18 protein-coding genes are annotated in these 20,846 nt (G+C 44.4%); 16 read left to right on the plus strand and 2 right to left on the minus strand.

Translation table 11 applies throughout. The annotated features are described in order from the left end of the window. Positions 1-11 precede the first annotated feature (11 nt). On the minus strand, positions 12-1,220 hold the full coding sequence (locus QE390_RS08360) for a DUF2254 domain-containing protein (RefSeq protein ID WP_307141801.1): 1,209 nt from the start codon (positions 1,218-1,220) through the stop codon (positions 12-14). 1,825 nt (positions 1,221-3,045) lie between these two features. Between QE390_RS08360 and QE390_RS08365 the strand changes: the two genes are divergently transcribed. Next, on the plus strand, positions 3,046-3,570 hold the full coding sequence (locus QE390_RS08365) for a DUF3997 domain-containing protein (protein WP_307141802.1): 525 nt from the start codon (positions 3,046-3,048) through the stop codon (positions 3,568-3,570). A gap of 570 nt (positions 3,571-4,140) precedes the next feature. On the opposite strand, the gene QE390_RS08370 is transcribed toward QE390_RS08365, so the two are convergent. Then, positions 4,141-4,881 (minus strand): GNAT family N-acetyltransferase, encoded by a 741-nt coding sequence (locus tag QE390_RS08370; protein ID WP_307141803.1) that lies wholly within the window; start codon positions 4,879-4,881, stop codon positions 4,141-4,143. Positions 4,882-5,832: 951 nt separating this feature from the next. On the opposite strand from QE390_RS08370, the gene QE390_RS08375 reads away from it, so the two are divergent. The 15 genes from QE390_RS08375 to QE390_RS08445 all read left to right on the plus strand — a co-directional run bounded on the left by QE390_RS08375 (position 5,833) and on the right by QE390_RS08445 (position 20,765). Further along, positions 5,833-7,191: a site-specific integrase gene (locus QE390_RS08375; protein WP_307141804.1), complete on the plus strand. Its 1,359-nt coding sequence runs from the start codon at positions 5,833-5,835 to the stop codon at positions 7,189-7,191. A 574-nt stretch (positions 7,192-7,765) separates the two neighbouring features. Continuing rightward, a complete protein-coding gene (locus QE390_RS08380; RefSeq protein WP_307141805.1) occupies positions 7,766-8,230 on the plus strand; it encodes a hypothetical protein in 465 nt (154 codons plus the stop codon). Positions 8,231-8,282: 52 nt separating this feature from the next. Then, a complete protein-coding gene (locus tag QE390_RS08385; protein ID WP_307141806.1) occupies positions 8,283-9,734 on the plus strand; it encodes a phage/plasmid primase, P4 family in 1,452 nt (483 codons plus the stop codon). After that, positions 9,731-10,720 (plus strand): DUF6371 domain-containing protein, encoded by a 990-nt coding sequence (locus tag QE390_RS08390; RefSeq protein ID WP_307141807.1) that lies wholly within the window; start codon positions 9,731-9,733, stop codon positions 10,718-10,720. Before QE390_RS08385 ends, QE390_RS08390 begins: the two co-directional genes overlap by 4 nt. Further along, positions 10,720-11,118 (plus strand): hypothetical protein, encoded by a 399-nt coding sequence (locus tag QE390_RS08395; protein WP_307141808.1) that lies wholly within the window; start codon positions 10,720-10,722, stop codon positions 11,116-11,118. Before QE390_RS08390 ends, QE390_RS08395 begins: the two co-directional genes overlap by 1 nt. Positions 11,119-11,128: 10 nt before the next feature. Beyond that, a complete protein-coding gene (locus QE390_RS08400; protein ID WP_307141809.1) occupies positions 11,129-11,524 on the plus strand; it encodes a hypothetical protein in 396 nt (131 codons plus the stop codon). A 210-nt stretch (positions 11,525-11,734) separates the two neighbouring features. Continuing rightward, positions 11,735-12,514, plus strand: coding sequence for a hypothetical protein (locus tag QE390_RS08405; RefSeq protein WP_307141810.1), 780 nt, complete (start codon positions 11,735-11,737; stop codon positions 12,512-12,514). 60 nt (positions 12,515-12,574) lie between these two features. Further along, complete coding sequence (locus QE390_RS08410) at positions 12,575-12,907, plus strand: hypothetical protein (RefSeq protein WP_307141811.1); 333 nt, start codon at positions 12,575-12,577, stop codon at positions 12,905-12,907. A 115-nt stretch (positions 12,908-13,022) separates the two neighbouring features. After that, a complete protein-coding gene (locus tag QE390_RS08415) occupies positions 13,023-16,910 on the plus strand; it encodes a tape measure protein (protein WP_307141812.1) in 3,888 nt (1,295 codons plus the stop codon). A 5-nt stretch (positions 16,911-16,915) separates the two neighbouring features. Beyond that, positions 16,916-17,194, plus strand: coding sequence for a hypothetical protein (locus tag QE390_RS08420; RefSeq protein WP_307141813.1), 279 nt, complete (start codon positions 16,916-16,918; stop codon positions 17,192-17,194). Positions 17,195-17,279: 85 nt separating this feature from the next. Then, entirely contained in the window at positions 17,280-17,777 is a 498-nt protein-coding gene (locus tag QE390_RS08425) for a hypothetical protein (protein ID WP_307141814.1), read from the plus strand. A gap of 880 nt (positions 17,778-18,657) precedes the next feature. Then, on the plus strand, positions 18,658-19,554 hold the full coding sequence (locus tag QE390_RS08430) for an Abi family protein (protein ID WP_307141815.1): 897 nt from the start codon (positions 18,658-18,660) through the stop codon (positions 19,552-19,554). A 217-nt stretch (positions 19,555-19,771) separates the two neighbouring features. Then, positions 19,772-20,077, plus strand: a complete 306-nt coding sequence (locus QE390_RS08435; RefSeq protein WP_307141816.1) for a hypothetical protein — start codon at positions 19,772-19,774, stop codon at positions 20,075-20,077. Continuing rightward, positions 20,074-20,313, plus strand: a complete 240-nt coding sequence (locus QE390_RS08440; protein ID WP_307141817.1) for a hypothetical protein — start codon at positions 20,074-20,076, stop codon at positions 20,311-20,313. Before QE390_RS08435 ends, QE390_RS08440 begins: the two co-directional genes overlap by 4 nt. 125 nt (positions 20,314-20,438) lie before the next feature. Continuing rightward, entirely contained in the window at positions 20,439-20,765 is a 327-nt protein-coding gene (locus QE390_RS08445) for a hypothetical protein (protein ID WP_307141819.1), read from the plus strand. Positions 20,766-20,846 lie beyond the last annotated feature (81 nt).

Here is a 20,846-nt window from a genome sequence, read left to right on the forward strand (position 1 = left end):
ATCATAAGCCTTTAGGACGGAAATGAAGCAAGCCTGGCTTTTATTTTTGATAAGAGATTCTCAAAAACTGGTTTGGAAGTTAGTTTCTGCAACTGTGAGCATAACGCATACATTTCATGGCACAGCAAGCGGTCATCCTGGCCATAATCCCAGATAGGATTAAGATGTTCCAGGACTAGTGCCTCAAAACTAACTTCCGGTACAACCAATAGGATAGCACCCTGCGGATCGCGTATCAACAGTTCCGGATGATGTTGGGACCGGTATAAAAATAGTGATGACAACGCACGCAAACTAATGATAGCCGTACCGGGGTCGTTTACGCCCGTACTGAGGGCTTTTAAGGTAATTTCTCTTAATTGGCTAAACCCGTATAAAAAATTACCCTGGATCGTTTGGATCAGGGGAATGAACATGAATTCAAGTAGTTGGTGCTGTAACTCCTCCGGCAAGGATTTGCTGGTTGCCAATACAGGAGTACCGGGTAATACAAACGTTCCAGGGGTGAGGAGAACTTTAATTTGAATCGAATGCTCTAGACAAAAGGCCTTTAACCCTTCTAGCTCAACTCCTTCAAAGATACCCGACTTCACCGCTTTCACGTGGAAGGGGGTTGTAGGCGACACCTCAAGTGAAGAAGGCTGCTGGTGGGCACACGCCTTTTTCATCGAGGCTAACGTATCATCAAATACCTTCTGTATAATAACCTCATATTTAACAGACTGCGTAATGTAATGAAGAAAATAGATAAATAGGAAAATATCGAAAATAGTAATGAAAATCAACAAATAGGTACTGAGTGCTGGTATATAAATCCCTGATTCTACATCCCTGATCGTGCTAAGTAGAAAGAAAGCGTAGATAATGGTTCCGATGTAAGTACCTAAAACAGACTGCTGAAATTTGTTGCCGATTAATTGCCCAAGCACCCGGTTACTCATTTGAGAAGCGGCTTGGTTCAGCACGATCATAACCATTGAAAAGCTAAACACCGTTAATGATAAAATGCCAGCGGCAATGGCCCCAATGATACTTCTTGCCGTCGAAGCATCTTTCAGACGAAGCCAATCAAGCTGGCTTTTAATCAGCTTTCCTGGTTCTGAATAGTCTAAGGTGATCATTAAGCCACCTAAGGCGAGAAATCCCAGAGCAATGATGGCAGGTAAGAACGCAATACTGTTGACGGTTTTTTGATATTTTCTTTTAAAAAAGTTATTCACACTCATTCGCCTGTTTATTAAGTTAAAAACTTCCTCTTAGTAACCCAATCTCTTCGCACCGTTTCCATGGGTCAAGGCATCATCAGAAAAGGAGCATACCATCGATTTCGATGGGCAGTTTTCATCTAAAAGTAACGATGCTGTCAATAGGTGAATGATCTAACGCATACCTCTGTTTTGCAATCCCATCATTTCAAGCTTAAATGGATCTACGATTCCCTTGCCTGAGATAGTCATGCAGCTCAGCTATTATGAACTGATGTTATCTGTTATAATAGCTGAAGCTATGGAAACGCCTTCATTTGGATTGCATGCTGAACCGTTGGGCTAGTAATGAAGTCAAGCACGGCTTCATTTTTCAAATTTTTAGCTTTTCATACCACATACCACCCAGCATTTTCAGCCGAAACAGACACAGAGCTCTACACCCCGGTACTCGGGGTGTAGAGCTCTGTACAAGGTATTTTATTAATCCTGCTTGTATGGGAGGTGGAGGTGTAACAAAGGTTATTTTTTATTTCTGGCGGTGAAAAATGGTAATGCCTGTAGATACCCAAGCTGGACACATGAAAAAATGCTTTATGCATCGTCGGCAACGATAATAACGTTTGGGAAAAAGCACGTTGCGAACATAGGAAGGACGGCGTGTCCGTTCAACATCTTTGGAGCGGCAATAGGGGCATTGCTTGGTTAAGGATAGCATTAGGCGTTTATTAGGTATGGGATAATGCTTTGAATTTAATTATTTTCATAGAAATTAACTATACTAAGTAAAGCAAAAATTAACTTTTTTAACATAAGTTATCTTGTTCAGTTGACTGAACTATGGAGGAATTCTATTGAAAGACCACTGGCTTCAAAAGAAAATCTATTCCTTTTGGTAATAAGGGGTTAAATTCAATGGTGCAGCTTCTCCCAACTTGAGTTATCTAAAGAAGGGCCAACTGATAGGATAGTTTAGACGGGCATGAACTGTAATGGGGCATCGATGCTGTAGTTTCAGACCTTTTTACTGAAATCACATCCTAAGGAATGATCAGATTTAACGTTTCAGACGCTGGAATTAGTTAAGACCTTTCGAGCTGCGAGTTAACTAAACCTTTTCCGTATAAACCAGACAAACACTCCTCATCGAAGTGGTCATTTTTTTGCTGGTCATTAACCTCAGATCACAGCGGGGCTTTCTGAAATAGTTTTTTTATTTTGGTAAACTTTATTGTGCTGGAGCTATAGGGTTTACATAACGATTGATTATAGAACAACCCTTTCCAACGAAAAGGATTGTAATGGGGTCTCATTTATTGAAACACCAACGGTCTATATGGGCTATGAGAAAGTTCATTTGGGTAAGCTTGCTTTTCGCGATGGGCTGCCGCGATAAATCAGATGTTATCATTTCCATGACATCTGATCAACTAATCGGTACTTGGAAAGACACTTCGCCTAAGATCCAATTGGGAAAACGATTGACATTTACTCATACCCAGGCTTATAGAGCTATCGACTCACTAGCCAGTTGCCGGCCTGTTGAACCAAACAATGCTTTACGTTATAGGTATACCATCGATAAAGGAGCCATTGTGTTCACACCTGATGGAATAACGATTGGAATGGATGCTCCCAGGCAAGAACGTTTATCCATAGTTTCGTTCGACTCTACCCACCTAGTAATCCGAACTCCTCTGAGAGAACAAATAGAGTTTGAAAAGTGTAAGTAAGGTTATCCAACTCCTAGAATCGTTTACAAAGGATTCTAGACGGTATTTCAAAATATTGAAGTTACTTGACATACAGATACTTATACAACTAAATTAAGTAGTTGCTTATGCTTTCTCTTAAACAGAAGTTCTTTCTTATACTGGGTACTATATCCTTGCTGTTCTTTGTTTATTTACTATGGCTGGTAAGTGCATTCATGGGAGGGGGAGCGGACTATTATGTAGATCTACCTAACGGATACTTGTTTCGGGGAGGAGATGGCGACGGAATAATAACCTATGATACCACGAGAAAAAGCATCTATGGAAAGGTTACAGAAATAGCCTTCAACGATGACTTTATCATTGCCAAACAAGTACCAGATTCTATGTCTCATGAATCAGAAATCGAAAATCATCTGAAAAGACGCAATCCACAAAAGAATTCAGATTTAAAGGCTTTGGCTGATAGTATCCTGTCTGCTGATCCTTACTACAAACGGATCTTTTCTGCCCAAGAAAACTACTGGATCCTGAATCACCATGGAAAAGGACTACTCTACGGCCCCTTTACTAAAATAGAATTTGAGCGAAAAAAACAGGAGTTGCAAGTTCCTGCTTCATTAGTTTTGAAGAATGCTTGGGATTTATAGCTTATAACATTTTACAAACGACCCTCTCGAAAATATAGATCCTAGCGGGGCGTTTTGTTTATAATATTACTCTCTTGAAATTTAAACCCTTTGATTGATTCTTGGCAGATTCTCAGAAAACTCCGTAGAGGCGTTTAAATTCTTTCAATCATCTTACTCATACTAGCAGTGGGATACCAATCAATCCTGAGCCAAAAGAAGGCACAGATTCGGGGGTTCGTGAGAGAGCCAGGAGAATACTAGGGCTTACCCATTCAAAGCTATGGCAAGACTCAGGCCTTTTCAGGATTGCTTTCTTCGACTGGTTACACTCAAGATTTCGAAGGCTGGAAGGGGGGCCGCGGAACCGGGGGATGGCTTTTCTTTACTTTTCGTCTCTGAGAGCAATAGGTATTGATTAAAAAAACAGTTCGACGCAAAGGCGTGAAAACGCCCTTTTAGTGTTTTAATGTTTTTACTGTTTATATAGTTTTTATTTGGTTGGGTATCCTTCGGGTTATCCTTCCGGTGTACCTGCGGGGTATCCTCCGGGTTTTATCGGCAGGTAGACCCGCAGGTTAAATCAAGTCTTCACGGTAGCTCTGTAATCATTACAAAAGACCCGATGTACCGTCCCCTATTAAGAAACCGCTTCACTTTCTCCTCTTTTTTAGATAAACCTTCTACGCTCCAGTTTATCTGCCAGTCTGGGTTAGCCGGATGAATAATAGGAAGCTTAAGCGTTCTAGTTTTCGACTGAAACGTAAGGTTCCATTGCCAGGCTGGATCATACTTTCTTGCTTCATGCGGTTCTTGGCTCCAGAGATTAACAACCTCCTTCGCAGTTACCTTCTTAGCAGGTTTCAAATGAGGTACAATAATCTTATACATCTTAGATCCCTCATCACTTCTTCTGTTTGTACTCTGCATAACCTCTGGAAAACGAATAAAGCCTAATCTCTTCCAGGCCTTTTCCGATGCGGCCGGCACGCATCGCAACCACAACGCTACGGTTCCCTGAGCAACCAGATACTGACAAAGCTCCTCAAACAGATGCTTCAGGTACCCTCTTCTACGGTAATCTGGATGTATCTCTGCGATATCAATGCCTGCACTAGAATCCTCTCCTCCTCCATGCCAGGTTATGAACCCGATGGCTTTTCCACTAACTAGTATAATTACCCCTTGATCTTTTTGGCAAGAATCTTGGATATAGTCCCAGTTACAATAGAAACCTTCTTTTTTATTCTCATCTTCCTGCCTTAGCCATTCACGAATTTGCTCTAACGAATGTTCAGAAGGTTTGAAAGATATTTTCACGTCTTCGATCATAGCTATAAGTGGATGAATTGAGAATCATGCGAATTTATAAAGTCATATATGGCCATTAAAATACCATTTTGGAGACGGCTTCGATATACCCATGTTTTTATAAAAACCTATATTTCACAGGTATTTCAGTGGAAATACAGTGGTATTTCAGCGTTATGTTGTAGATATAAGCTCTACAATTTCCTACATTTGTAGTAAAATAAAATAAAGCCCCACCGGCAGCAAACCGATGAGGCTTTAGGGCTTTTACTTGATTACCAGTGGTGCAACACTGATAGCATTGAAAGTAAAAGTCCGATCACCGAAGTGATTACTTTGATTACCGATCGATACCGAATGCAAAACCGTATCAATCGGGCACTTAGGGAGTCTTCCATATGCTGGATTTTAACTCCTCCGCAAAACGACCTGCCCTGTGTAGGTCGTTTTTTTTTACTAACTACTCAGAGCAGCAATGGATGGAAGTCATACCGACGATTCTTGGAGTGTGATGACTTCCTAATCCAAAGTTAAGTTATTGATTTGGCTCAGAAAGTAAGGAAATATTACTTTTTATAAAAAAGTAATAGAATAGCGATAGTAAGGAATGGGAAATCGCCTTTGACGAGAATGTTAGGCAAACTGTTAGGCAAAAAAAGAAAAAGCCACTTACGAATGAACGTAAGTGGCTGACTACTAGGCTCCCGAAGCTGGGCTCGAACCAGCGACCCTCTGATTAACAGTCGTTAGGCTGTGCTTATCCTATTATATCATATCTTTTCCTTTTTTATCATATATAACTGTATTACAGGAGTATATAAATATAAGATTAGCATAATTTTGCATATTTAATCCGAATATATCTATGTTTGTTGGCGAGTTAGCTGGCGAGTTGTTGGCAGTGCAAAAGCAGATTTGATTATGCACTGGTTTTGCACTTCAAGTGCAAAAACGAAAATATTCTAAGTTTATATGGATGTAAGTAAAGCAGAGGTCCGGTTAGCACATGACCCTACCAAGACAGATAAGGTATCAGTAAAGCTTCGGGTGATCTATCAACGTGATAGTCGGCGGTACGGCTTACCTATTAAGGACGGTGTATTTGTTACGCGGGAAGAATTCACTCGGCTTGTCAAATGTCATAGTGGTAATTATGCCAAGTCCGCCGAACGCATCCGGTTGCTTTATGATAGTATACGTCCGCACATTCAACGAGCTAAATCAGTAATTGAGAAGTTGCCAGTATTCAGCTTCGAAAGCTTCAAAGAGGAGTTTTACAAACAGGATCAGGAAACCGCTACGGATGAACTGGATTTACTCCAGGCCATTTCTAAAAAGGCTCAACTGATGAAAAAGCAGGGGCGGATTGGAAATGCTTCTAACTATGAGCTAGCTGGAAAGTCTCTTGCTCGTTATGTAAACTCATTATCCAAAGAAGAACGGAAGGACATAGGGCTCCCTCCCCTCCCTCGAACTCCCTCCCCGGTAATTATTCTACTATTCACTCAAGTAAATGCCGCATTACTGGCAGACTATGAGGCGTGGATGAGAAAGTACGGTAAATCTCCGCAGAAGAAAGGTGCTGAACCTGGACCCGCTACTGCAACAACCATTGGTATTTATCTACGCCACGTACGAGCTGTTTTTAACGATGCCATTGAGCAGGGAATTATTGGAAAAGAAAATTATCCTTTTGGTAAGAAGAAATATGCAATACCAGCCAGTCGGAATAAGAAGAAAGCTTTAAGCCGGGATGAAATGGATCTACTTAAGCAATACAAGCCATCCCCTAATCCATTTGAACAACGGAGCTACGATCTTTTTTTCTTCAGCTACTATTGTAATGGTATGAATATGACCGATATTGTTAACCTCCGCTGGAAAGACGTTGATGCAAAGGCGGGTGTCTTTCACTTCGTTAGGGAAAAAACGCAGCGTACGAAGAAAGAGAACCAGACTCATATTACAGTACAATTACGACCTGCTACCTGGGAGATCATTGAACGCTGGAGCGAGGGCGATCGAAGAGGTGATCAATACGTTTTCCCCTTCTTGGAGTCAGGTTTATCTCCTGAGAAGGAAAAAAGCACGATCAGTCAGTTGGTTAAGGTGACTAATAAACACATGCGTAAGATCGCCCAAAAGTTGGGTATACAATCCGACATTGTAACCTATTCAGCTCGACACACCTTTGCTACTACGCTACTCCGTAGTGAAGCTCCATTAGGCTTCATTTCTCAAACGTTAGGCCATAGCGATATTAAAACTACACAGGCCTATTTAGGTAGTTTTGATGACGAGCAGACAAAAAAGTATTTAGACAATTTATAATTATAAGCTTTTGGTTTACAGTGATATACAAATTTTATGAAAAAAGTTTATGAAAAAAATACGGTAAAAGCTTGCAAGTTTTTTCTTAATTTTTCCTACTTTAGCGAAAGTTCTTCTGGGGGTCGTATAGGCCTCAACGCACTTTTTTTCAAATAGCGTTTCAAGCGTTATTACTTCGATTACCCGGATCTCCCTGAGATCGATGAAAAGCCAGACCGCGAGGCGATGGCACCCTAGTCATCTAACAAATCAACGTAGTTGTTAGATGAAATTTGTTCAACACCTTAATGACACTTTTGGTAAAGGACACTCAAGTCGAAGATTTTTTCGACCGTGTTCGTCAAGTAGTTCGCGAAGAAATCGCGAACAATCAAAACTCAAAAACAGAGTCGAATCCTTACGATGAATGGGGTGGTAAGGAAGTCGCTCGAGAGGTTACAGGTTGGTCCGACTCTACGATTTACAAGAAACTTAGTCGCATTCCTCATGCAAAACAGGGGGGTAAGCTCTTTTTCAACCGCGGCCAATTGCTTGATTTCATAAAAAATGGTCAACGCACGAAAGGGGGTAAAAGATGAACGCCTTGCAAATTCTCAACGATTTGTCTTTCGAGGCGACTCGACGAGCACACCCTTCAGTACCAGATTACGCGATACCAAAGCCTCGTTTTTCGGACAAAACACCGAACGAACTGACTAGGGCTATCATTTCTTGCATACATCTGCACAACTTCCAAGCCGAACGCATCTCCGTCGAAGGCAGAGTCATCGATACTCGAAAAACTTTTACGGACGTAATCGGTAGGCGACGTATAATAGGATCCGTTACAAGAATTAAGTCCTCAGGACAAAAGGGATCAGCGGATGTTTCGGCTACAATCAAAGGGCGTTCCGTCAAAATCGAGGTAAAAATAGGTCGCGATCGTCAGAGTGCAGATCAGATCAAATATCAATCCGAGATCGAGGCCGCTGGAGGTGTCTACTTGATTATCAAAGATTTTGAGAGTTTTTTCGATTGGTTCAAAGGTTTTATCAAATAATAAATAAGAGACCCGCATTGCGAGCCGTCCTATTTATAAAAACACTGAACCGATGACAAAGCAAAAATCGCTTCCGTTTTCGGTTATCGAGGAGGAAACCGGAAGTAAAAACGTTGATTTTCAGGCGATTGACCACCGCCAATTGTTCGATAAATTTTTGAAGCAGGTCGGTCCGATTGACTTTCGTAAACTGCTCGGTTTGAAGGCTGACGCGACGCTACGGTCCAAGCACTTTGTCGTAGGAACTGTCAGGCAAGTGCTAATAATTGCCAAAAATTGCGGATGCAACTTTTGCAAATTTGGTGAGAAGTTACATTTCTACAATGGCGTGTTTTGGAAGGTAGTTGACCTGGACATCTTGCAATCATTTTTGGGGGCCGCGGCTGCTTTGATGGGTGTCGATGGCCATGATGCGGAGTTTTGGCGATTTCGCGAGGAATTACTAAAACAATTCCTCGCCTCGGCTGTCCTTCCTGAATTTGAACGACTAAGTGGAGGGGGGCCAGTGCTAATTAATGTTCAAAACGGCACTCTTGAAGTGCACAATAATGGCAATTGTAAACTACGAGAACCCGAAGCTGCTGATTTTTTGACCTACGTACTGCCATTTGCCTATGACGATCAAGCAGTGGCTCCCAAATGGCAAAAATTCCTCGACTGGGCACTGCCTGATACCGCTTTGCAAGATGTTTTACAAGAATACTTGGGCTACGTCTTCGCAAAAAATTTGAAGCTGGAAAAGTGCCTCCTGTGCTACGGAAGCGGTAGAAACGGCAAATCCGTCGTTTTTGACACGATCAATGCCTTGTTGGGCCGTGACCTCATCGCGAACTTTTCATACGCTGAATTGTCGTACGAGCATAATCGAGCGGAGCTCGAGGGTAAACTTTTGTGTTACACCTCGGAACTGGGAGCAGGCCGCCTCACTACTGACGACTTTAAGAAATTGGTCTCGGGCGAACCAATACTCGTGCGTCGGAAGTTCGGCCATCCTAAATTCATGTACGATTATTCGAAACTCATTTTCAATACAAATTCGCTTCCAAAAGAGGTGGAAATTACCGACGCGTTCTTCAGAAGGATTCTTATTTTGCCCTTCGAGTCTAAAATTTCAGACGAGGAGAAGGACCCCAATCTGGCTCAGAAAATCATTGCAAGTGAATTATCAGGCGTTTTGAACTGGATTTTAGCAGGCCTTAAAAGGTTATTGGTTCAGCAAAATTTCACGAGAGCGGAAGCCGCGGAGAAAGCCATGGAACGTTACCGAATCGATTCTGACTCAGTTCAAACCTTCCTGATCGATGAAGGGTACGAAGCTTCCGCAACTGGTCGAACAGAATCCAGGGGATTTTATTTGGAGTATCGGCAAAAATGCATCGATGACGGATGCAAGCCCCTTGGTCGTAAAAATTTCAACAAACGTTTGGAGCAGCTTGGTATAGATTACCGCATCCGATCAAACGGCCAGGATTTCGTAGGAGTTGAAAAAACGGAGGCACCATGAGCAGTGACGAACTCCCCGAACTGATTTTCGATAAGCAGCGAAAAAAGGTCAAAGAATGTCCGTGCGGGAAATCTAACCGGGACGGTAAGTTCACTCCCTATGTTGGCCACGACTGCTATGGGTATTGCCACGCGTGTGGGGAAACGTTCTTGCCTCCGATCGAACGCGATAAGCAGCAAATGGATGCGAAACCCGTCAAACCCGTAGCAAGGAAACCAAAGCCCCCGGAACCGCCCCCTTCCGTCCATCCCCCGGAAATGATGCGGGATACGATGCGTAACTACGAACAAAACAATTTTGCTACGTTTTTAGAATCCCTGTTTGGGCCCGTTTTAACAGCAACACTATTGTTGATATACCGGATCGGGACCGCCAAAGGCTACCGGGTAGTTTTCTGGCAGTGTACAGCTCATGGTGAAGTCCGGGCGGGAAAAGTGATGGTTTATGACCCTAAAACCGGGAAACGCTCGAAAACGGAGCATCCGAACTGGGTGCACAGTTTATTGAAACTGGAAAATTTTAACCTCCGCCAGTGCCTGTTTGGCGAACACCTGCTAACCGATGGTAGCCGCCCGGTTTGCATCGTCGAAAGCGAGAAAACCGCAATCCTGGCCTCTGCCTATTTTCCGAAATCCATCTGGCTAGCTACTGGTGGGAGTAATGGGCCTGGACTCACCCGCCCGGAAGTATTGGACTCTTTACGAGGTCGTCAAATTACTTTGTTTCCCGATGTTGGAGCCTACGACAAATGGGTTGAGAAATCCAAAGAAATGCAGTTAGCAGGCCTAATAGTCAGGGTTTCTGATCTTTTGGAGGGTAATGAAAGGCCGAATAACTGGGATCTTGCAGACGAAATTTTAGAGTATCGGGAGCCGGTTGTACTTGAAAATGGTGACACGGTCAACTGGGCACTTTCGGACCTTGACGGATACCCGGTTTTCTGGGACCATAGAATTAAGAATCAAGATCATAAACTCAAAAATTGATGCAAAAATCAATCATCAAACGGTATTGGTTTCCTCTCATCTGTCTCTGGGAGCTAACCGAAGAACTTGAACTAGACGCCGATTTCTTCATCAATAAATTTGGAATATGGGGGCTGGATGAGCAGGTATTAAACGATTTGGCTAACGGCAATTCAGCACGTTACGTCGAGGAATTCAGGCAAAAACGTATCGAGCAGGTAGACTCTGAGTGGTTTCAAAACCATTGCCAGGATGGTACCAACGAAATGGACGTACAGGCCTTCTTTGATGAGTTTCACGACAACTACGAGACGTTGATTCGTACAGGTCTCCTTTTTGAATTTATGGTTTTCATTAAAACCTACAAAGATGGCTACAGTCGGGTGAAAGTATTGCCGCCCGCTTTTATGTTGAATTAACCGCAAGAAAATGGCACGCAAAACAACCCCGGCCCCAAAGTCAGAGGAGACCAGAGCCACGCTCACCGCTAGAAAAAAAGAAAATATGCTCAATGCACTGGAAAAAACGATGGGGGTTGTTGCACCCGCTTGCAAGCGTTTACAGATGCACCGCCGCACTCACTACCGTTGGTGCGAAGAGGATCCTGAATACAAAGAGAAAGTGGATTCAATTAAAGACCTTGCCCTGGACTTTGTAGAGTCTAAGCTTTTAAAACGCATCAGCGAAAACTCAGATACCATGATTATGTACTATTTAAACAATCATGGTGCATCGCGTGGCTACGGAAATAAGCCTGTTAATCCCAATACAGAACCAGAAATAGTGGTTCGGATTATCCGTGAAGAGCGAAAAAGGGACGAATAAAGCCACCGTGGCAGATGTTTCAAAATGAGTTGAGTTTATTTTCTCAGGTTTTGACGGCTAACACAGCACTATTACTCATTGCTCCTTTTCTCGCCTACGGAAAAGTTAGACCTAAAATCAGGAATCAAAAAAAGCAAAATGTCACACTTTGTCACACTATAAAAAAAGGGGTCAAATCCCCGGTTTTAATCATTACAAAACGCACAAACGATGATCGATTTTTCAAGTAAAATCTCAGGCCCTTCGATGGCCTTCAAGCAGTGCGATACAAAGGAGTTCGCTTTCCGCTCATTAGGCGTTGACTATTATAAGCATACCCACCGGGGCTTTAGTATGACCTATGCCAAGTGGTTTGATTATTCCGCCTTATCGGAATATCACGACACCTGGCAATTGACGGAAATTGATGTAAACGAGTTCTTCCGGGTGGAACGAGATAGTGTAGCCCGCATCCGGGCCCTGGTGGCCAATGGTCAAAATGAAGAGGCTTTAGAAATGATCGATGAACTTGCCATGTACCAAATGCTCATGGAAGTACGCCGAAACCTCAAACACCCGGAATCTTTGTACCGCGAAGCCAGCGTTTTCTATTTTGATGAGAGTGAAGACCCGGCCAAATATGACGAAATCTACGCTCAGGAAAAGATAGCCCGGTGGATTCAGGATAAAGAACTCATTAACGACAAGCAGCTTTTTTTTTCGCCAATCAGTGCTTTGTTACCATTAGACGGGTTGTCGATGAATACGGAAGAGCTGCAACAGACGATCATCCAGCTAACCAACCAGATACAGACGGGAACCACCGCCGCCGTATTGACTTCCGAGAAAGCCCTGACGCTTGGAAAATTGAGCAACACCGGCGATTCTACGCTGAAAAATATGCACTTGCGTCTGGAAATACTGAAGGAATACGAACACTTGAGCGGCTTACTATTCAGGAATACCTCGATTTTAGACGGGAATGGAGCCAGCAAAAGCAGCGACAACTAGAAGCCGCTAAAAAGCAAAGCTCACCAGGTTCAAAATCTGATTTTTAATTAGCCCTTTGCCATGGATAAAATTCAGCAGTTACTCAAAAAGCAAATTCAACTATCGCAAGCCATCAACACCGAGTTGGATCAGTTGCGAGAAGATTACCAGGCATTACTGCAAAAAAACGAAGGCAAGCCGGGTAGTTTCAGGCCTCAACAGATGATTGGGGCTCCTGTGGGAGCGGCCCCTGTGGCAACGGTCAACGTAGTAGCCGCCGCCAATTTTGATCTACGGGTAATCAACACTAGTCTACAAGCCGAATTGCAATCAAAGCAGGCCGAAATTATTCATTTAGAGATGGAAAATGAGCGGCTTCGTTTTTTGTTGTCTGCTTACACCTCCACCAATTAAGCTTTATTCTTATAAAGCAAAAATCAATTACCTGGCTGCGATTTTCCGTAGCAACGCAATAAGTACCGGCGGGACCTATAGGGTTCTGCGATGAAAGTTCAAAATAGAATCATCGATGGATGAGGATATCAGATTACGCTTACAGGCCGTCATGGAAGGCGGCAAGGCCGTAGAAGAGCAATTACGTGCCATTCTTACCATTGAAAAGCAGCTGATTGAAGCCGCTAAGCGTCAAGAGGAGGCCGCTAAGGCTCGAACAGAAGCCGCCAAAGCTCGGGCCAAAGCTCAGCAGGACGAAGCCAGCCGGGAAAAGGGAATTTTAGAGAGCCTGCAAGCTAAGTACGCTGAATTACAAAAAGCCAGACAGCGGGCGATGTCGATGAAAGAAGTCCGGGAGCTGAATCAGCAACTCTCCCAGCTGGAGCGGCAAATGCAACAAGTAACGGCCACAACAGTAACGCTGGGAAAGAATACGGCCAGTCTTTCGGGTCAATTCCGCTCGCTTCAGACGCTTGCCGCCGCCGCTTTCTCCATTACCGCCCTGAGTCAATTTGCCAGCAAAATCAAAGACGTGACCAGTAATAATGAGTCATTTCAGATTAGTCTGGAAACCATGCTGGACTCCAAGGCAAAGGCCGATAGCCTCAACCGGGAAATCATTGATCTGGCTAAGCGTACCCCGTTTACGCTGGGAGAAGTACAGGAGCAAACCAATAAGCTCTTAGCCTACGGAATTGCCTCCGAGGACGTAACCAAGACCATTGAGGAGCTAGGCAACATTGCCGCCGGCGTTGGAAAAGAGAAATTGCCCTTCCTTACCCTTGCCTATGGCCAGGTACGAAGCTTAGGCCGTTTGACGGGTCAGGAGGTTCGCCAGTTCACCGAAGCCGGAGTGCCTCTTTTGGAGCTACTAGCGAAACAATCCGGGAAAACGACCGCTCAGATTCAGAAAGATGTATCTGACGGGGCCGTTTCCTTTGAAATGGTCAAACAGGCTATTGCCTCCACGAGCGTAGAAGGGGGCAAGTTCTTTAACTTGATGGAAAAGCAGTCTACCACGATTCAGGGGCGGCTTTCCAACTTTTCTGATAACGTGGATCAGGGCCTCATCCGCGTAGGCAATCGTTTTAAAGATACAGGCCTCTCTATCGTTTCTACGGTCGCGGGATGGGTGGAGGGCCTGATTGGTAGCGAGTCCGCGGTAAGCAAAACCATTGCTTCGATTGAAGCCATCATTACCGCTTACCTTTCCTACCGGGCTACACTCATTGCCGTTACCATTCAGAGCCGACTCAATCAGGCCGCCGATTTGGGACTCGTAGGAACGCAGCGGCTCCTGCTCGTGGCTACTGGACAACTCAACACGGCCCAAAAAGGTCTTTGGGCTACCATGCGGGCGAATCCGATTGGCCTGATTACCGCCGCGATCGGTATTGCGGTAACGGCGTATCAGGCCTGGCAGGCTTCCAGCGTCGAGGTGACTTCCAGCCTGGGAGAAGAGGAGAAAAAAATCAGAGCCGAACGAGATACGCTCATCGGTCTGGTGAGTGCCATTAAGGATTCTAACATTAGCAATGACACCCGGACACTCCTCATCAAAAAACTCAAGAAAGAGTACCCGGATTTACTCAAAGGGCTCAATACGGAGGTTATTTCCAATCAGGCTCTGGATACGGCTTTAAAACAGGTGATCGCTGGCTATAACGAACGGATCCGTTTGGCCCGGATTGCCTACGCCGTCGAGCAGAACCAGGGCAAACGCAAAGGGCTTTTTGATCAGGAAAACGAATCCATTGAAAAGCTGAAAAAAGAATTCCCGCAGGCTAAAATCACGGCCCTGGATTTGGCCGGGGCGATTGCTCAGGTTCGTTCTCAGGTTAGGGATACTTCTGCCGCCTTTGAGGATGAGAACGGGGTGCTCATCAAGCGGGTGGATCGTCTCACCAAGTATGAAAACCAGCTACGGGGTATTCAGGGCGAAATGCAGAAGCTTACCGACGTAGAAATCGAGGCCTCTGCTCAGCAGGCCAAAATCGAAGCCGAAGCCGAAAAGCGGCGGGATTTAAGCTACCAGCAGAACCTCAAACGCCGCAAGGAATTACAAGGCCTGATTTCAGGAGCCAAGGATAAGGTTTCCATTGGGGACCATCAGGAGCTCGTTTTGATTGATCGGGAAATCAAGGCGTATGAGGAGGCTCACCGGGTTAAAAAAGTGATCGGTACCAAAACCGACAAAGACAAAAAGAAGTGGCACAATGACGAACTCACTCGGGAATTGGCAGAACGTAAAGCCATGGATGAAAGCCTGCAAAAGGCCTTGCTCATCAACAACACGGAGGAACGCATTGCGGAATCAAAGGCGGTTTTCGAGGAAAAAACCGCCGCCGAAATCGAATTAATTCACGCCGAATACGAGGAAAAGCGGCTCAAGATCATCGAGACGTACCGCAAAAAGCGTCAGGATGTAGTAGATGACGAGCGGAAACGCATTTCGGACGGCCTGGACAAAGTAGCGGAACACGAGCTGAAGATTCAGCAGGACATTACCGAAGCCAAACGCAAGGAAATTGAGAAACAGACCAAATTGGATTTGGAGTACCAGAAACTACTTGGGCAACAGGCCCGCGTTCGTCAGGAAATCACGCTCGAAAGCCGAAGAGCTACGGAACTGGAGAACGCGAAATCATTTCAGCAGCAACTAGCCATCGAACGCAAATATGACAACGATCTAACCGCTATTCGGGTGAGTTCGCTCAATGAGCAAATCCTGAGAGAAACGTTTCGGGTGAACACCCTCAAAAGCAAAGGCCTTTTAACGGTTGCTCAGGAAAAGGAATCCCGGAATAAAATCTTACAGCTGGAGATTGAAATCGATGAAGCCAAAGAGCAGTTCAATAAAAAGGACGCGGACCGCCAGAAACAAGCCGCCGACCGCCGCCGCCAGGTAGAACGGGAAACGGCTCAAATGATCATTCAGCTATTGGGGCAATCCGAGAACGCCTACATGAAGGGTTTCGCGAGTATTCTGGTTGCTCATCAGCAATACAAGGACAAGGTAGACAAGAGAGAGGCCAAAACGCAGGATGCCATCATTTTGGGAATTACAGCCATGTCCGCTGCCAGCAGTGCCTTTTTCTCCGCTGAGAAGCAGAAGTATGAAGAGCTTGCCCAGGCCGCCGCTGATCGTCATGCCGCCGAAATGAAGGCTTTGGATGAAAAAAATCAGGCTGATTTGAACGGGTTTGTTGGTAATGAGGCCCAAAAGAAGCAATTGCAGGCAAGGCAGGATAAGGAGAAAAAGCAGTTGCAGGAAAAACAGAATAAGGAGCTGGCTAAGCTCAAACTGCAAGCCTGGAAAGCAGATCAGGCCGCCGCGATTTCTCAAACGCTGACGGCTGGACTCATTGCCGGAGTGCAGGCCTATGTAGCTGCTACCGGGGACCCGATCAGAGGTTCTATTTATGCTGGGATTATTGGCACCATTACGGGGATAGCCGTCGGTAAAATCGCCAAACAGAAGCCGCCTAAGTTTTACCGAACGGGAACCGAGTTTGTGGACGATAAGCGGGAGTATCCCCGAGGTATCGATACGGTACCTGCGATGCTCACTAGGGGGGAATCGGTGATGACCGTTGAGGAAAACGAGCGAAAACGAGCCTTAGGACTCACTAACCCCGAACTATTGGCCTTAGCCGAACGCCGGATGGAGTGGGAACGGGAACGCAAACGGATGATCGAGCGGATGAACTCAGACGAATTCCGGCAATACCAGCCCGTGGTATCGTATCATCATTTTGCTCTTGAGGGTAAACCTTACACCAAACCCGTCAATCCTAACCGTAGAACGGAGGAGTTGCTTGAGACAGTGAGTCGAAAGCTTGATAAGCTGGACAATATCCAACAGACGAACCTTCATCTGGACAGAAGTGGTTTTACCCTTTATATCCTGGATAGATTAAGAAAACTAACCATCCACGATAATCGCTACAACCCAAAGCGATAACAACCATGACTACAGAACCAGATAATTTCGTATTCATTGAGCCGCTAGCAGGCACGAACCAGGTAGAAATAAAAATGACCCTCCACCCGAAAGTAGAACCGGTATTACAGCAGTGTTTTCTGCCAGATCTGGAGCCTGAAATTTCCATGGGTAGCCGCCAGATACTCGAAAGCGGAAAGATCGAATACCAATTTCGCATGAGCCTTTTACGGGCTACACTGGTAGAGGGCTTGTTTACGCCGCTGCCACGGTGGCCCGGTTACTGGAATTACCTGCTCAATTAATAAACCGGCCTCATGCGTAGCAAGTGGTAATAGCTGCCATGATACGGATGAGGCCATCGTGGTAACCACTACACTTAAAAGCTGTATGTACACACTCCACTATAGTTCAAACTTTGAATCCGTTGTTCAGATTTTCCTCGATGACCTCAACAAGCTGGAAGCCGAATTGCCTCAAATTCTGACGGGTGCGGCCCTGGATCACGTAGCCGTCGTCAAACAACGCATTCAAAATCAGGGAATAGGTAGCTCTGGTCAGAGCTTGACTACCAAAGCTGCCAAGCGTTTGGGAGCCTACTCGAAAGCCTACAGCCGCCGCCGCCAAAAATACGGACGTCAAACGGCAAAGGTCGATTTGACCATGAGCGGTGATCTGATGCGAAGTTTTCAGGTCATGCCTGCTCAGCAGTTAGGGAGTTCCGTTATTGTCGAGGCTGGTTTTACCGATGCTGCCAAGGTAGAAATAGCCAGGGGCTTAGAAGATTACTATGGAAAAGCCTTTTATCCCACCATTCAGGAAAGGCGAGTTATTGTACAGGGAGTAGTTGAAGCCATTCGGCAACGGATCCGGCAAGGGCGGTTGTAGAAAACCTTAAACCTGGACACCTCAGCCGGGAAACCTGGACACTTAATCTGGACACCTAGAAAAGGCGAACCCCGTATAAGGATGTTCGCCTTTTTTGGCGTTATGCGATTTCGCATAGCGGCCTGAGCATAATCCAATAGGCTCATCCGCCTAGCGACTGGCTACTGATCTGTCCTGAATCCATCGGTGAGATTTTCTCACCGATGAAAAGAACCTTTACACGTTAGCCTGATCTGGAAAGATTACCCCTCTAATGTTGGCAGGTAGAAGGCTTGTGTTTCAATTGTGAGATTTTCTTACCTCACTTTCAAATACGGGAAAATCCCGCAATTGAAAGTGAGGTCTGGCATAGGGAAACCGCCGTAAACAGTCCGAAAATCGGATAGTTTAACTACCGGGGATAATGGTAGTTTGCCTATGGGATTTTCCCATAGGTAGATAAGGTAATCCTGAGTTACCTTTTGATGGATGCCTTTCTTTGGCCCGGTAGCAGGCTCAAACTATGCTCTTGATATCTAAGTAGAGGTCTGGATTTGATACAAGGGCGTAGGAAAGACTTTTCATCTATCCGATTATCGGATAGATAGATTTTCGACCTATCCGATAATCAGACAGGTATGGTTTCGACCGTTCGGGGAATCCTCCGAACGAAATCCAAATGACCGATTTTCGGACAATTGGATTTTGATGTCAAGAAACGCTCCAAGTTTTACAAAGAGAACGGGTCTATTCATTGTCTAGTTTTTTTATTCAATAAAAAACTTTTTCATCCTTTCGCTTGTTTTCACTAAGCAAAGCCTACTAACTTTGTGGTCAATAAGCCTTCCATGCCTCTCTCTGATGCACACTTGGAGGGCCTTTTTCATTTATAGCCCTACCCATGCTTTATTCTAAACCTGCTTTACCTGTATCTAATCAGATTGCCATGTTGCAATCAAGGGGTATGATTATTAATGATATTCCTTACGCAACGAGTCACTTGCTTAATATCAGTTATTACCGCCTGAGTGCTTACATGCTCCCCTTTCAGTCTGCTGCTAACGATCCTAATCATACCTATAAAGCCAATGTACATTTTGAAGATGTCATGGATTTATACGTTTTTGATCGCGAATTGCGTCTACTCGTCTTTGATGCCATCGAACGTATTGAAGTGTCTTTTCGCACGCAGCTGATCTATCAAATGGCCTTGAAGTACGGCAGCCATTGGCACGAAGACCCCAAGCATTTTAGTAGTTCCTCCACCTATCACGAGCTCCAGAAACACATCAACGAACACAAGGGAAAGTCCAATCGTGAAGTGTTCATGGATCATTACTGGAACAAATACACCAATCCAGTAAATCCCCCCTCCTGGATGTCTTTGGAGATCATTACCATGGGAACCGTATCTTTCATTTTCAAAGGGCTTTCCAAGGACGATAAGAAAGATCTAGCCGCGTTTTATAAACTGCATCCTAAGGTGTTAGAGTCCTGGGTACACGCCCTGGCTTACGTTAGAAACATTTGTGCACATCATGCCCGGTTATGGAACCGGGATTTCGGTGTTCAACCTTTATTAATTCAAAAACCTCGCTTGCCCTGGATTGATCTTACTTTCAATAACAACAGGCGTTCCTACTATTTTCTTTGTCTATTGCAGTACCTGCTAACAACCATTAATCCGGGCGGTCATCTAAAGCAGCGTATCAAGGAATTGCTAGCCAATCATCCCGCCGTTCCCAAACAATACATGGGATTTCAAAAAGACTGGGATGCTCAACCTTTGTGGCTGTAAATCATTATCGATCTTTTATTAACCTTCTTTGAACTGAGAGCCTGAAAAATTACAGCCAATACTAGTCACCTCTACTGGCCGACCTTAACCCGTAGGTTAAGATATTTTGACTATAAATTCAAGTAAGTATACGTACGCTACATTAGATGCCCTGCCATATAGTTAGGATAAGAGGGATGCATTCTTGTATTCCTATATCACGTCTAACAACAACTTCATGGCAGAGATCATCATCCCAGAGTTATCCCAACTAATTACTGAGGTGCGAGCGATCCGTACCCAAATGGACCGGATAGAAGCCTTATTGAACGAAAAGGAAGGTAAAGAGTATTTGGCACTAACTCACGTCGCTAAAGAGCTTAAGTTTTCGGATGCAACGATTAAAACCTGGTGCGTACAAGGCCGCCGCCATCCTGTTTCAAGAAAATTGATTGTACTTAAAACCTATAAGTCGGAAGGGGGGCGTTACCGAGTTTTACGGAAAGATCTGGAAGCATTTAAAGAAATTTTTACCACTAAATGAATACACATCTCATGTATCTGGAATTTAAAGAAATAAAGACTCTTCAGGATCTGGTGATGATTATGACTGAAGTGCAAACGGAGCTTAGAGAGATTAAAGTAATACTCTCTGGCCAAGTTGATAGGCATCATTTGACGGTTTCGGACATAGCTAAAGAAATGGGTTACAGTGATTTTGCGATCAAGGGCTGGATCAATAAAGGACGCAAACACCCTTTTTTCCCGGGAAGTAATTAAGCTAAAAGCGTATTTAACTGAAGGGAAGCATTACAGGGTAATGAGGTCCGATCTGGAAGAATTTAAGAAGATGTTTATGTCGAACAGTCCAGTTTCTTAGATAGTACACTCAAACTAGATAGACTATGACTTTTGAATTTCACGAATTGAAGTCTCTTCAGCAGATGTTCAACCTTATGCAAGAAGTGAATCATCGGATGATCAATCTTGAACAGATGATCATGGAGAAAGATGGCAAGCATCATCTATCCGCTCAAGATGTAGCTAAAGAAATGAGTTGTGCTCTTAATACAGTAAAGGCGTGGATTAATACCGGTCGCAAACATCCGCTTACCAGAAAGCCAGTGTATTTGAAAGCTTTTCGATTAGAAGGAGGGCATTACCGTATCGCCCGAAGAGATTTGGAAGAATTTAAGAATATATTTACCACTAACCATAAAGCCATTCTATAAGTTTGAGAAGCTATTTTAAATTAGCTCTTATTGACCCTAATCCTGTCGACGTAATTGTGTAATTGTAATAATGAAATTATA

This window comes from Siphonobacter sp. SORGH_AS_1065 (genome assembly GCF_030818595.1).
In the GTDB taxonomy this organism is placed as follows: domain Bacteria; phylum Bacteroidota; class Bacteroidia; order Cytophagales; family Spirosomataceae; genus Siphonobacter.